Origin of the sequence: Arboricoccus pini (assembly GCF_900187945.1) — a bacterium.
Classification (GTDB): Bacteria; Pseudomonadota; Alphaproteobacteria; order Geminicoccales; family Geminicoccaceae; genus Arboricoccus; species Arboricoccus pini.
This window is the reverse complement of the sequence record NZ_FYEH01000012.1, coordinates 1-13377: the sequence shown is the minus strand read 5'-3', so window position 1 is coordinate 13377 and position 13377 is coordinate 1. Positions and strand designations below refer to the sequence as shown.

Annotated in this window: 10 protein-coding genes; 4 read left to right on the top strand and 6 right to left on the bottom strand. The window is 63.9% G+C overall.

All coding sequences use genetic code 11. The features are described 5' to 3' along the window. Window positions 1–156: 156 nt before the first annotated feature. Together CFB17_RS14805 and CFB17_RS14800 are read left to right on the top strand one after the other, a co-directional pair. Entirely contained in the window at window positions 157–3321 is a 3165-nt protein-coding gene (locus CFB17_RS14805; RefSeq protein ID WP_165769633.1) for a 4Fe-4S binding protein, read from the top strand. Between the two features lie 51 nt (window positions 3322–3372). Continuing rightward, complete coding sequence (locus CFB17_RS14800) at window positions 3373–5223, top strand: hybrid-cluster NAD(P)-dependent oxidoreductase (RefSeq protein ID WP_088562351.1); 1851 nt, start codon at window positions 3373–3375, stop codon at window positions 5221–5223. 52 nt (window positions 5224–5275) lie between these two features. Here the strand turns inward: CFB17_RS14800 and CFB17_RS14795 are convergent, their stop codons facing one another. Both CFB17_RS14795 and CFB17_RS14790 read right to left on the bottom strand, forming a co-directional pair. Further along, complete coding sequence (locus CFB17_RS14795; protein WP_088562430.1) at window positions 5276–6100, bottom strand: transglutaminase-like domain-containing protein; 825 nt, start codon at window positions 6098–6100, stop codon at window positions 5276–5278. Window positions 6101–6425: 325 nt separating this feature from the next. Then, entirely contained in the window at window positions 6426–6626 is a 201-nt protein-coding gene (locus CFB17_RS14790; protein ID WP_088562350.1) for a hypothetical protein, read from the bottom strand. A gap of 278 nt (window positions 6627–6904) precedes the next feature. Between CFB17_RS14790 and purU the strand changes: the two genes are divergently transcribed. Continuing rightward, a complete protein-coding gene (gene purU / locus CFB17_RS14785) occupies window positions 6905–7798 on the top strand; it encodes a formyltetrahydrofolate deformylase (RefSeq protein ID WP_088562349.1) in 894 nt (297 codons plus the stop codon). A 98-nt stretch (window positions 7799–7896) separates the two neighbouring features. Here purU and CFB17_RS14780 read toward each other — a convergent pair whose 3' ends face one another. Next, window positions 7897–9123: a multidrug effflux MFS transporter gene (locus CFB17_RS14780; RefSeq protein ID WP_279311753.1), complete on the bottom strand. Its 1227-nt coding sequence runs from the start codon at window positions 9121–9123 to the stop codon at window positions 7897–7899. Window positions 9124–9262: 139 nt separating this feature from the next. On the opposite strand from CFB17_RS14780, the gene CFB17_RS14775 reads away from it, so the two are divergent. Further along, the gene (locus CFB17_RS14775) at window positions 9263–10144 is read left to right on the top strand and encodes a LysR substrate-binding domain-containing protein (RefSeq protein WP_088562347.1); all 882 of its coding nucleotides are present in this window, start codon (window positions 9263–9265) and stop codon (window positions 10142–10144) included. Between the two features lie 135 nt (window positions 10145–10279). Here the strand turns inward: CFB17_RS14775 and CFB17_RS14770 are convergent, their stop codons facing one another. The 3 genes from CFB17_RS14770 to CFB17_RS19265 form a co-directional block, all read right to left on the bottom strand. Continuing rightward, entirely contained in the window at window positions 10280–11701 is a 1422-nt protein-coding gene (locus tag CFB17_RS14770) for an amidase family protein (RefSeq protein ID WP_088562346.1), read from the bottom strand. Window positions 11702–11774: 73 nt separating this feature from the next. Continuing rightward, entirely contained in the window at window positions 11775–12764 is a 990-nt protein-coding gene (locus CFB17_RS14765; protein ID WP_088562345.1) for an aldo/keto reductase, read from the bottom strand. Between the two features lie 178 nt (window positions 12765–12942). Then, on the bottom strand, window positions 12943–13098 hold the full coding sequence (locus CFB17_RS19265; RefSeq protein WP_165769631.1) for a hypothetical protein: 156 nt from the start codon (window positions 13096–13098) through the stop codon (window positions 12943–12945). Window positions 13099–13377 lie beyond the last annotated feature (279 nt).

Sequence of the window (13377 nt, the reverse complement as noted above, 5' to 3'; positions counted from 1 at the left end):
CTGTCGGGGAAGAAATGACAGGGACTGATCGCGGGTCGGTTCTTGCCAACTGCGCTCAGCTGAGACGCCGGAGCCTCAAGCATGTTCGCGCGAACGACCGAGCGAAAGATGGTTATTGTCCGTGCCACCCTCCTGCTTGGATGGCTTGGATTGATCGTGTCGCTTTTTTGGGATCCGCTGACCACCGCCTGGACCATGCCCGAGAAGCTCGGCAGCCCCTTTCGAATTACGGCCACAGGGATACCCGTACAGGACCAGCTTCTTCAAAACAGCCCTTATGCAATGGGCGCTCGTATCTTCTGGACGATGGTCGTGCCGGTTTTGCCGCTGTTTCTCATGGTCTTTGGTCATGAGGCCTGGCGCCGGATCTGCCCGCTCTCCTTCGTATCCCAATTCCCGCGTTATCTGGGATTGCAGCGCCGGCGGATCGTCCTTCAACGCCGGACGGGAAAAATCGAGCGCGTCCTGGCCTTGATTGGCCGCAATGACTGGCTGGCACGGCATGCGTGGTACGTCCAGCTAGGCCTTCTGTTTGCGGGCCTGACATCGCGCATACTCTTGATCAACAGCGACCGGATGGCGCTCGCGGTGGCCTTGCTTGGCGTGCTGGCCGCGGCGTTCCTGGTTGGGACGCTTTGGGGCGGCAAGAGCTGGTGTAACTATTTCTGTCCGGTCAACATCGTGCAGAAGATCTATACTGAGCCACGCGGCCTGCTGGAGAGCGCCCCGCATGTGGAGCGACCGGCGACCCCGCAATCCATGTGCCGGGCATCCTCCAACGAGAGTGACCGCAGCGCCTGTGTCGCGTGCACGGCCAATTGCGGCGATATCGACCTCGAGCGCTCATATTGGGATAGCATCGCCAATCCTGCCCGCCGGCAGGTCTATTATATGTTCTTTGGTCTTATCGTCGGATTTTACGGATACTATTACCTATATTCTGGCAGCGGAGATTATTACTTCTCCGGCATCTGGACTCATGAGGAAGGCGCGCTTGCAAAGCTGATGTCACCTGGCCTCTATCTTAGAGGCCAGGTGGTGCCGATCCCCAAAGTGCTGGCAGCGCCGCTGGTTCTCCTGCTGGCGGCCGTGGCCTCGCTTGCGATCGGCAAGCTCCTCGAGCGCGCCTATCGGTCGTTCCGCAACCGCAAAGGGCGTATCTCGGAGGCAGAGATTGTCAATCACTGCCTGTGCGTGAGCGCCTATGTCTCGATCAACACCTTCTATCTGTTCGGGGGGCGCCCCAACCTTTTATTGCTGCCAGCTTTGGCGATGCACATCGTCGACATTCTGATCGTTCTCCTGACGACGATGTGGCTCTGGCAGGCCCTGCAGCGCTCACCCATCAAATATCGCCGCGAGGGCATGGCATCGAGCCTGCTAAGTCAGCTGAAAAAGCTCAAAGTCGACGTTGCTCATTATTTGGACGGACGCCAGCTCGACGATCTCGGACCCGACGAGCTCTATCTGCTGACCAAGGTTCTGCCGGGCTTTTCACACGAGCAGAAGCTGCAAGCCTATCGCAATGTTCTGGACGACGCCGTCGCTACCGGTACGACGAGCACGACATCCTTCGCAGACCTCCTCTACGACATCCGTACGCAGATGGGGATCAGTGACGCCGACCATGCGCGGCTGCTCGACGATTTAGGCATGAGCGAGGTCGTCGATTCAAGAGCGTCGGAAGCGACGAGCCTGGAGAAGGAAACCGCCTTTGCTGCTTACCGCGACATGGCTGGAGGAATGGTCGTCAATCATGTCGAGGCCGGGGGCACCCTCGCGGGCCTGCGGGATAGCCACGACATGCGCACCACCTTCGACGTGCTGCAGGCAAGCTTGCAGGTCTCAGCCGAAGATCATCAAAGGATGCTGCGCGGGCTTGCCGAGCCCAACGGGATCATGAGCATGCGCGCCTCGATCTGCCTGCAAACGCTGCAAGACCTCCTGGCCGCGCGCTTTTTCCTGGATTCGAACCTGTGCGGCGACAGCTTCTCGATCACGCTGGGGCGCCTCCTGCACACCCAGGTGGGCGGCCACCTGCGGGATGTTGGCTGCAGGCTACTGAGCCTGCTCAGGGCCATGGGCCCGAGCGAGCTCGGCCTTTGGTATGCGAGCGACGCAGCAGGCTTTGCCGGCCACGTCATGGCACCCCTTCTGTTGCTTCCGGCCGCGCGCGATGCCGGGACGAGTTGGGAAAGCGCCCTGGCTCCCGATCTCGTCGCTGCGCTGCGTCTCCAAGATACGCAAAAAGAGCTCGAATCGCCCGAAGGATTGGAGCGCCACGTCTTTCGCGACGTCATCGTGCAAGGACTGGACGGGGCTGCAAATCTCGAGACCCTCCTGGGCAACGCCGATCCCATTGGCCAAGCGCTCACCCTGACGGCGTTTGCCGGTATCGATCCGCCACTGGCCGCAGAGGCGGCAGCCGGTCTCAAGGCCAGCCGTCCGAAGGACGAGCTCGTTGGCCATTGGCTGCTCGATGAAGTCCTAGCTGGGCTCTTGGCCATGGGCCCCAGGGGTGGAAACAATACCGCCGGCCTCATGGCATTGCATCTCACGGTGACATGGCCTGACAAGACGGCTCAGGTAACGAACTGGACCCAATCCAAGATCACCGTCGGGCGCGCGCCCGGTAACGACGTGAGTATCCGGGACCGTAGCCTCCTACCCTATCATCTGGCCATCGTCCGCCACTTGGGCGAGGTGCGGGTCGAGCGTCTGGACCTGGCCCCTTTCTTCGTCGATGGCCTTTTGTGCGATAGCGCCTCCGCCGTCGTCGAGCGCGGCGCCTCGATCAGCTTTGCCGCGATAGGTGGAGTAGGGCCCGTCCTAAAGCTCGATTGGGAAGCGCCCAAGTCCTACGAGTTGGAAGCCTACGATACCGTCACGCGCATCCTCCTGCTGGCCGAATTCGACATCCTGGGCGACATGCCGCTCGGCAGGCTGGCCATGATTGCACAAGAGAGCGAAGTGCGACGCTACAAGTGCGGCGGCGAGCTTCGCCCGTTGGCGGAAGCTGGGCGCGTTGCCCATCTTCTCTACCTGGGCTCGGTCAAATACTCACCTGATCCGACCGGCGACGATGCTGAAAGTGCCAGCTTGAGTGCGCGTGTGCAGCTGGAATTTCCTGAAGCGCAAAAGGGCGGCGCGACGACCGGCGATCGTGTCTACCAGATCGTCAGCGAATTTGCCGTCATTATCGTCGCCCCAGACTGGCGGACGGCGCCGAGCGACACGCTCGGAGGACAAAGGTCATTGGCTTCAAGTCGGGCCGCCAGCGCGCGGCCACCTGCGCTGGCGGCCGCGCTCAACATTGAGTGATGCGTCCATTTGATCCGTCCAAATAGATTTCAAGTCGAGGGGGAATGAGTCATGTCGGAAGCAAAGACCGTGCAGGACCTTGTCGATCTGCATGATGAGCTCGCGAGCATTATGTTCCTGATCTTTATATCGATCGCCGACTGCGAGAAGGACATAACACCTCACGACGTCCAACATTTCCATCGATTGTTAAGCGATGGCGTTTGGACAATGAACGAGGACATACGCAAAGGACTAGCCGAACTGCAGCGCAGCTACTCCTCCATGTGGGGGGCTTATGAGGCCGGGCGGCTGGTGACAGGCCCAACCGCCGTCGCCGACGCCTTGGCCAGGATCGGTACGCTCGTCGATACTGGCCATCATGCGGACCTGATGCGCGCGCTCGACGACTTCGTGACCCAACTGGCGGGCGATGGCCGAATTTTCGGTCATCGGTTCACGCTCGGCAACGAATCGAGATCTCGCGCGCAGGTGCGCAGCGAGATCCGCAAGCTCATCCAGCAAAGGGATGGCGAGACGCTATTTTCGCCGCCGGCTTTCGAATTGGCTGCGGCCTCGCCGCCGCTTGATCTGCCTTCGGTCGAGGGCTCTCCGCTGGCGCCTGCTCTGCAAGCCGAACGCCGCGCGCCGGCCAATAGTGGGACCAAAGGCGGCTCTTTGTCGCGAGCGGAGGCGGGCAGCCGAAGCACACCGGCGAAAGACTCCGTGCCGCCCGCAAATGCCACGTCGGCCGCCGGGCTCGGCCTCCCGGCATGGCCACCGCCAGGCATTACCCGTAAGACGGAAGACCTCTGGCAGGGCGGCAAGATGCGCCTGCGTTGTGTGTCGGTGACCATCGAGACGCACGACGTCAAGACCTACAGCTTTTGTGCCCTCCGACCCTGCTTCTTCAGCTACAAGCCCGGTCAGTTCGTCACCGTCGAAGCCCCTATCGGCGACCGTCTGTTAAGGAGGACTTATACCCTTTCCTCCTCGCCTTCGCGGCCCTTCACCTTGTCGATATCGGTAAAGCGCGTGCCGTTGGGTTGGATCTCGAACTGGCTCTGGGATGAGGTCATCCCTGGCTTCGAATTGGATATTACCGGGCCAGGTGGCGATTTCACCTGCGTCGATCACCCTTCGCCGAAGCTGCTCTTTATCGCTGCCGGGATCGGGATCACCCCCATCATCTCGATGCTCCGTTGGATCGCCGACACCGAAGCGCCCACAAAGAGCGTCGTCATCTATAACGTGCGTAGCCTCGCCGATGTCGCTTTCGCGCAAGAACTCTCCTATCTGAACGCTCGCCTGCAAGAGCGATTGCGACTGGTCATCGTGCCAAAGCGCCTAGTTCCCGGCCAATCCTGGCACGGGCTGACCGGGCCCTTTACCCCGCAACTCTTGCGGGCGGTGGTCGACGATCTGGCCGAACGGGAAGCTTTCGTCTGTGGACCGTCGGGCTATATGGACATGGTGGAGAGCCTGCTTCTCGCGGAAGGACTACCGCGCCAGCGCCTCCATAGTGAACGCTTTGGCGGCAGCTCGACCTCGACAGCTCTGGCGTCCCCCCCTGCCGTCGCACCGCGATCCCTGGCGGTCCTCAAGCCGTCGACTGCGCACCCGTCGTATCCCACATCGGCTGCTCCAGCTGCCGGTGCTGGACGAGCAACGGTCACGTTCCGCAAAACCGGCAAGACCGTCGTGTGTGCCACGGGCGAAACGATCCTGGATGCAGCCACCCGCGAAAGTGTCGATCTCCAGAGCTCCTGCCGATCCGGCATCTGCGGCGCCTGCAAAATCAAACGGATCCGTGGCAGGGTGGACATGCCCGCTCAACAGGTCCTGAGCGAGGACGATATTGCCGACGGCTTCGTCCTCACCTGCGTCGGCCAGCCCCAAGGCGACGTTCTTCTCGACGCCTGAGCCCGGCTATTTTGATGAAATTTCGGTCGGTTAGCCGGATATGGCTAATAAGCTAAAGCATCATCTCGACCGCTGACGCGTCTTCCGCCCACACCCGGAAATCCGACAACAGGCCGGGCCCGAAGCTGTGCGTAAGTGGCACATCGGCGGCGTCACGGCCCTGGGCGATTAGGATGCGGCCTATCCGGGGAGCGTTGTTGCGCGGATCGAACGTGTGCCACCTGCCACCCAGATAGACCTCCATCCAGGCGGCGAAATCCATGGGCGCGTAGGGTGGAGGAAGCCCGATGTCGGTGATGTAGCCTGTACAATAGCGGGCGGGAATGTTCAGACATCGGCAGAATGCGATCGCCAGGTGCGCGAAGTCGCGACAGACGCCGCGACGCTCCGTATAGGCCTCGAATGCGGTGCGCGTCGCCCGCGAATACGCGTAGCCGAACTCCAGATGGTTATGCACGAAGTCGCAGATGGCCTGGACCCGTGCCCAGCCGAGCGGCATAAGGCCGAACAGCCGCCAAGCTTCTTCGGAGAGCCGATCGGTCTCGCAATAACGGCTGCCAAGGAGGAATAAGAGAGTCTCCGCCGGCAAATCCTGCACTTGATGTTGGATGGCGCCGGGATCGATCGGGTCGGACGCGCCGGAATCGAGAACGATCGCGTCGGTGCCGAGCGTGAATTCGCCAGCAGGCGCCACCAGACGGCTGCACCAGTTGCCAAAGCTGTCGCGATAGCCCGCAACCTGGGTGGCAGGCTTCGTAATGAGATGATCGGGGCGTTCCAGATCCGAAAAGCGTGAGAAATGCACATTCAGCATAACGATCATGGGCGTCATCTGCGGCAGCGTGAAATTGAGCTGGCAGCCGATATGGATACGCAACATGGGCGTGCTCATGCGCGGGCTACGATTGCGGGACAGGCGGCGGCGCGCCGATCAGCTGGCGGCCGGTTCGAGGCAGACATCGCACGCGGCGATCTGGAGGCGAATTTCATTGAGCGGCCCTGACCTGATGCCCACTGGGGTAAGGCTGTCGGCTCGGCCGGTACCGTCCCGGCACGTTTTAGGCGCGGGAGCTCGGTATGTCGGTCGGATCGAAAGGGAGCAGCCACGCGGTCGAAAGGACGCGCCAACCATTAATCATGCGCCGAGGCCCTGCCTGTCAATGAGAAGTCTGCGCGCGGCCCGTCCAGTCGAACGCTCGGGGCTATTCTCGGCCTGGTCCGTTCGCGTCGCGGCCGTTGCCCTTGGCGGCGATGCAAAAAGCACCGAGCGACGCGCCCGTGACGATCAGGGCATAGAGCAGCGCTTTGTGTGCTGTCGGCGAAAGCTGTTGGCCGGCAGCGTAGAGAATAAGCAAAAGGATAGCGATGACGACAAAGCAGGCATAGCGGACCATGCGGCGCATACTCGCTCTCCAAAACGACAGGGTTCTGCGGCCGATCCAACGGAGATAGAAGGACTCCGGCCCGAGGCGATCCGCGCGCCCAGCGCTTCGGCGAGGTTGTGAATTCTGGACTGCGGCAAGCAGCGCTGAAGGGCGCGCGGCGGCGTCATCCCGACATTGGCCGATACGATTGGGCCCGGTCGGCGAAAGGACGGTCCGCGCGGTGGCACTGCGGTGGCCGGCTGGCCAAGGCAGCTGCCCAAGAGCTGCCTGTCCTTTCTTTCTTGCGAGACGTTTAGATGTCCATCGACCTTTCTTCGCCCGGCTGCCAACTGGTCTTGACCTTTGTCTGCCAGAACCGGCCCGGCATCGTCGCCGCCGCCTCCACCCTCCTGTTCGAGGAAGGATTCAACGTCCTCGAGGCGCATCAATACGACGATCAGGAGAGCGGCCGCTTCTTTGCCAGGATCACCTTCAATCCTGTCAGGGACGAGAGGGCGGCAAGCGTCCTGCTCGAGGCGGCGAGGGCCGCCTTCGTACCGGTGGCGGCGCGGTTCGGCATGGACTGGGCGATGCGCTCGCAGGCGGAGACGCGTCGGGTCATGCTGCTCGTCTCGCGCTTCGACCATTGCCTGGCGGACCTGCTTTATCGCCGGCAGATCGGCGAGATCCCGATGGAAGTCTCGGCCATCGTCGCCAATTATCCGAGATCCACCTACGCGCATCACGATTTCGGCGACATCCCGTTCCACTATCTGCCGGTAACACGCGAGACGAAGGCGCAGCAGGAGGCGGCGATCTGGGATCTGGTCCAGTCGACGCAAACCGACGTCGTCGTCCTCGCCCGCTACATGCAGGTCCTCTCCGACGAGCTATCGACCAGGCTCGCCGGTCGCTGCATCAACATCCACCACTCGTTCCTGCCGGGTTTCAAGGGAGCCCGGCCCTATCATCAGGCGCATGCGCGCGGGGTGAAGCTGATCGGCGCCACGGCGCACTATGTGACGCCCGACCTGGACGAGGGGCCGATCATCGAGCAAGACGTCGAGCGCATCACGCATGCCGACAAGCCGGAGGATCTCGTGCGCAAGGGGCGTGATATCGAGCGGCGGGTTCTGGCCCGCGCGCTTGCCTGGCACTTGGCCGACCGTGTGTTGCCGAACGGCAGGAAGACCGTCGTCTTCAAGGATTAGGCGCGCATTGCCCTCAGGCAAGCGGACGTGGCAGCTCGCCTGAGGGCAGTGGCTTGGGCGTGACGGCGATCGTTGGCCCCCGCGGGCGATGTCGCCCGTCAGGACATGTCGCGAACGAGATTTGACTGCTGGTCGCGACGTTCTCCTAGGCGCAGCCTGACCAGGACTGCCATAGCCGCCAGCGCGGCTCCTGCCATCAGGCCGGCCATCACCGCCAGCGGCTGGTCGAGCGGCGCCAGCCAGGCGACGAGTGCGCTGGCGAGCGCGCCCAGCACCATCTGCAAGCAGCGCAGGACGCCGGATGCTGCACCAGCCACCTGCGGCAAGCCGTGCAGCGCATCATGATTCGAGCTGGGGCCGAGCAGGCCGAAGCAGAAGATCGCCGCGGCGACCGGCGCGACGATCGTCCAAAGATTGGCGACGCCTGTCAGCACTACCACGACCAGCACGAGGGCCGCGACGAGCATGCCGATCGCGGAACGATCCACCAGTGCCGGACCCGACACACCCCGCCGGTTCAGCCAGCCGCTGAGCAGCGATCCCAGCAACGTCCCGCACGAGGTGAGGCCAAATACCAGCGCGAAGACCGTGGGGGACAGGCCGAGCTGGCCCATCAGCACGGCGGGCGCGCTGGAGATGAAGCTGAACATGCAGGCGAAGGTCACGGCGTAGACGAGGGTATTGCCGCGGAACGCGCGGTCGCGCAGCACCGTCGCATAGCCGGCGGCCAGGATCTTGGGCGCGAGCTGCCGTCGCCGCGAGGCGGGCAGCGTCTCGGTGAAACCAAAAAAGGCGACGGCCAGCAAAAGCGCCCCGCACAGCGCCTGAGCGCCATAGATGGCGCGCCAGCCGCCCATCAGCATCACCCATCCGCCCAAGACAGGCGCAAACATCGGCGCCAGGCCCATCACCGCGCTAATCCGGCTGAGATGTTGGCGCGCCTCGGATCCGTCAAATAGATCGCGCACGATCGCCAGCGGCAGGATGACGCAGGCGCCCGCGGCTACTCCCTGCAGCAGCCGGCAGGCCAGCAGCAGTGTGAAGCTTTGCGCGATCGTACATGCGCCTGCCGCCAGCGACAGGACGAACAGTCCCGCCATTATGGTAAGCCTTCGCCCGAAGCGATCGGCCAAGGGTCCGCACACCAGTGGCGCTACCGCGAAACCCGCCAGGAACAGACTGAGCGTCAGCGCCCCGCGACCGGCCGCGCCGGCGAGATCGGCCTCGATCGCGGGGATACCAGGAAGCCCCATGTCGATCGCGAGCGGGGGCAACGCCGTCAAGGCGCCCAGAAAGACTGTGAAGGCTGGCCCACCTGCGCGCATCTCGACGGCTCTCGGCGCAGGGGGCATGCCGCCGGCTCCACTCATCATGGCGTTTTCCAATCTAAGATCGTTGCCCTGATGGAAAGACGGCACTTATTCGTCCAATATTGGTTTATGACCATACTGATCAAATGCCGTGATGATTCCTGAGATTCGCCATCTGCGTGCCTTCGCGGCCGTCGCCGAGGAATTGCATTTCGGGCGCGCCGCCGTGCGGCTCAACATCGTCCAGCCCGCCCTCAGCATGCAGATTCGCCAGCTGGAGGAGATGTTGGGGGTCCGCCTGCTCGACCGAACGCGCCGATCGGTGGCCGTGACCGAGCCCGGGCAGCTGTTCCTGGAGGAAGCGCGCCGGATCTTGCGTGCCCTTGATCAGGCGATCGACCTGGCCCAGCGTGCCGGTCGGGGCGAGGCCGGACGGCTGGCGATCGGCTACTCCGCTGCCACGGCCTATTCCGGATTGTTGTCGCGCCTGCTGAGCGCGTTCCATGCCGCGCTGCCAGAGATCACGCTCGACGTCCGCGAGCTGCATCCGGCCATGCAGCGCGAGGCGCTGCTGACCCGAGAACTCGATATCGGCTTCGTCGTCGCCAATGCCGAGAGCCGTAAGCCAGCATTTGACAGCCTGGTGGTCGAGCGCTGGCGGATGGCGCTGGCCCTGCCGACAGGGCACCCTTTGGCCAAGCGTGCGGTGGTGCCGTTCGACCTGCTGCGCGAGGAACCGTTCATCACCTATGAAGCACTGGGCGAGGATCTCGGAGTCGACGCCTTTCGCGAGGCGGCGGGGTTCGCCCCCATGGTACGGCACCATGCGCAAAGCCCGATCATGCTGCTGTCGCTGGTCGGCGCCGGCCTTGGCATAGCCACCGTGCCCACCATCCTGCAAAGTGCCGCGCCGCCAGGCGTCACGTTCCTGCAGGGCGATCGCGCCTTTCCCGAATTACCGATCGCAGCGCTCTTTCGTCGACACAATGGCAATGCCGCGCTCAGGCGGTTCGTTGAGGGTTTGGAAGCGGTCTGAACGCCAGAGGCATTTTCGGGCGACCGGCCGGCAGGATCGCGACGCGGCGGATGGTCGAGAAGGAGTTAGGGAAATGCCAAGTTGGCCGACCTGGTCGCCACAAGGGGTTGGTGCCTTTGTGCCGCCCTGCCCGGTTCAGCCATAGCCGGTCGGCCGCTGGAAGGTCAGACCCATGGCCTCGAGGAGGCCGGCCACGGCGATGGTGATGCGGTCGCCATGGAGGGGGCCGACGATCTGGAGGCCGAAGGGCTGGTTGTCTCGGGTGATGCCCAAAGGGACGACGGTTGCGGGCAGGCCGAAGGCGCCGATGATGCCCGGCCAAAAAAGCAACTCGCCATAGTCGATGAGTTGGCCGCCGACGTCGAGGTGCCAGTCCTTCTGCTCGCCCGTCAGGTGGCGATGGGCGGGAATGCTGAAGGCCGGGCAGAGAAGAACATCCCAGTCGGCAAAGAAGGCGGCGTAGCGGCGCGTCAGGTCGCTCCGTTGCGCGTCCAGCTTCAGCCACGCCTGATGGCTGAGGCCGACTGGACTTTGGTCGATGGGAAAGCGCGCGAAGAGGTCCTTGAACTCGGCGGCCTTGGCAGCCGCGATCTCGGGCTCGACGCCGATCGTCAGAGGCTGAGTGAGCAGCATCAGATAGAGCGCCATGGCGAAGGCGGGATCGAAGGCCGGTCGCGCGCGGACATCGACGATGGCACCCTTGGCCTCCAGACGCGGCACGAGATCGAGGATGGCCTGGGTGATCTGGCCATCCGTGGGCGACGCGCCATCCTCGGCCCAGATCGCCACCTTGAGACCTGAGAGGGTGACGGGCCCTGGCGGCAGGCTGAGCCTGGCCCGGGTCAAAGCCGGGTCAGGTCCAGCCAGGACGTCGAGAGCGAGGTCAAGATCGGCCGCCGTCCGGGCCAGTGGCCCGCTGACGGCGATGTCGACGGCGAAGGGCAGCCTGCCCGGTGCCGCCCGGCGTGGCACGAGGCCATAGGTCGACTTGTGACCGAAGACACCGCATGCATGGGCGGGCTGGCGGATCGAGCCGCCAATGTCGCTGCCGAGCTCCAAGGGCGTGAGGCCGGCCGCCAGCGCGGCAGCCGAGCCGCCCGAGGAGCCGCCCGCCGTCAGCTCGAGATTCCAGGGATTGCACGTCGTGCCATAGAGGGCGTTGGCGCTCTGCCAGTCGGCCAGCGCCGTTGGCACGTTCGTCTTGCCGAAGATCACCGCACCGGCCGCCTCGAGGCGCTCGATCGCGAGGGCGCTCTCGGCGATCTTGTATCTTGCACGCTCGGGGAAACCCAAAGTGGTGGGCAGCCCGACGATGTCGAAGCTCTCCTTGACCGTCATGGGCAGGCCATGCAGCGGGCCGACAGGTCCTGTCGTCGAGTCCAGCCCCCTCGCGCGCTCGCGGGCGCGCTCGAAGTCACGGACGACGACAGCATTGAGCGGGCCGTCCAGCCTGAGAACGCGCTCGATCATCTGGTCCAGGAGCTCGAGCGCGCCGATGCGCCGCTCCCGCAGGAGGCGCACAAGCCTTGTGGCCGGATCGAACGGGTCAACCGTCATGCACTCGCCTCGCGATCACCGCTCACGGTATCAGTGTAGCAAGGCATGCGAGGCGCTGAAGGCATGGCACCCGTCAGATCACCAGATCGTGCGGCACGTAGGGCGCCTCCAGGGCGGCGATCTCCTCGGCGGAAAGCTTGACCGAGAGGGCGGCCAGGGCATCGTCGAGTTGGGCGGTCTTGGAGGCACCGACGATCGGCGCCGAGACGACCGGCTTTTGCGCCACCCAGGCCAGGGCCACCTGCGCCATGGGCGTGCCGCGCGCGGCCGCGATCTTGGCCACGGCTTCGACGACCTCGCGATCAGCGGCCTCGGTCTTGGCATAAAGCCGGCCGATCACCGCATCGGTCCGGCTGCGACCAGTCTCCGTTTCCCATGGCCGCGCCAGGCGTCCGCGCGCCAGCGGGCTCCAGGGGATCATGCCGACGCCCTCGTCCTCGCAAAGCGGGACCATCTCCCGCTCCTCCTCGCGGTAAAGGAGGTTGAGATGGTTCTGCATCGTCACGAAGCGGGTCCAGCCATGCCGCACCGCCACCACCTGCATCTTGGCGAACTGCCAGGCATACATCGACGAGGCGCCGATATAGCGGGCTTTGCCCGCCTTCACGACGTCGTGAAGCGCTTCCATCGTCTCCTCGATGGGCGTGGTCGGGTCGAAGCGGTGGATCTGGTAGAGATCGACGTGATCGAGCCCGAGGCGCTGCAGGCTGGCATCGATACCGGTGAAAATGGCCTTGCGCGAGAGGCCCTGGCGGTTCGGGTGCCAGGGGCCGCCGGCGGCCCCTTCGGGGAAATAGACCTTGGTTGCCACTACCGTCTCGTCGCGGCGGGTGAATTCCTTGAGGAATTTGCCAACCATGCGCTCGGAGGTGCCGGCCGAGTAGCTGTTGGCGGTATCGAAAAAATTGATGCCGTTCTCGACCGCGTGACGAAAAATCGGCCGTGAAGCTTCCTCGTTCAGCGTCCAGGGATGGGCGCCGGCATCAGGGTCGCCAAAGGTCATGCAGCCAAGACAAAGGCGCGAGATATCGAGGCCGGTCTGGCCGAGCTTCACGTAATCCATATTGCGATCCTTTTTGCCTTGAGCCCTGTGGGCGCCGCACCTGCCGCATCAAGCATCGGCGTCGGCCCGCCATAGCCCCATGCAGAGCTTGAGGCCAGAGGGCGAAGGATCACATGCGCGCCCGAAAGGGGCCCGGACGAGGAGGGTCAACCTGGATTAAGGGATGACGAGGACGAGCTCAGCTGGACTGGCCGCTCGTCCTGGCCGGTGGCTTTTCCTGGCTCTGGGCGCTGGCTGACTGATGCTGCGTGCAGGCAGCGCCGGCCGTGACGAGCGCGCCGCTCAGCGTCAACATCCCCAAGGCGGCGATGGTGGCCAAGGTAAGCTTTGGCATCGTGATCTCCCGATCCTGATGTTGGGCGTGCGATCCCGGGCTACGCGCCTAGCCGCACCCTCCCGACTTTGAGGGCGGGAGGGAGAGCGGGCCAGCCAGAATTCGATGAGAGGGGCCGGTGGTAAATCCGCCCGGTCGCCCCCACCTCATGTGGCAAGCCCGATGGGGCACCAACAGGCAGGATGGAAGCTTGATGTCGTTACAGCTTGGGCAGGAAGCGCCGGATTTTGAGCAGGCGAGCACGGCGGGTCCGTTGCATTTTCACGCATGGCTGGGTGA

Excerpts from the sequence above, each read along its gene's own strand:
- CFB17_RS14800 (WP_088562351.1), top strand. The coding sequence starts at position 3,373 with ATGTCGGAAGCAAAGACCGTGCAGGACCTTGTCGATCTGCATGATGAG.
- CFB17_RS14790 (WP_088562350.1), bottom strand. The coding sequence starts at position 6,626 with ATGCGCCGCATGGTCCGCTATGCCTGCTTTGTCGTCATCGCTATCCTT.
- purU (WP_088562349.1), top strand. The coding sequence starts at position 6,905 with ATGTCCATCGACCTTTCTTCGCCCGGCTGCCAACTGGTCTTGACCTTT.
- CFB17_RS14780 (WP_279311753.1), bottom strand. The coding sequence starts at position 9,123 with ATGCGCGCAGGTGGGCCAGCCTTCACAGTCTTTCTGGGCGCCTTGACG.
- CFB17_RS14775 (WP_088562347.1), top strand. The coding sequence starts at position 9,263 with ATGATTCCTGAGATTCGCCATCTGCGTGCCTTCGCGGCCGTCGCCGAG.
- CFB17_RS14770 (WP_088562346.1), bottom strand. The coding sequence starts at position 11,701 with ATGACGGTTGACCCGTTCGATCCGGCCACAAGGCTTGTGCGCCTCCTG.
- CFB17_RS14765 (WP_088562345.1), bottom strand. The coding sequence starts at position 12,764 with ATGGATTACGTGAAGCTCGGCCAGACCGGCCTCGATATCTCGCGCCTT.
- CFB17_RS19265 (WP_165769631.1), bottom strand. The coding sequence starts at position 13,098 with ATGCCAAAGCTTACCTTGGCCACCATCGCCGCCTTGGGGATGTTGACG.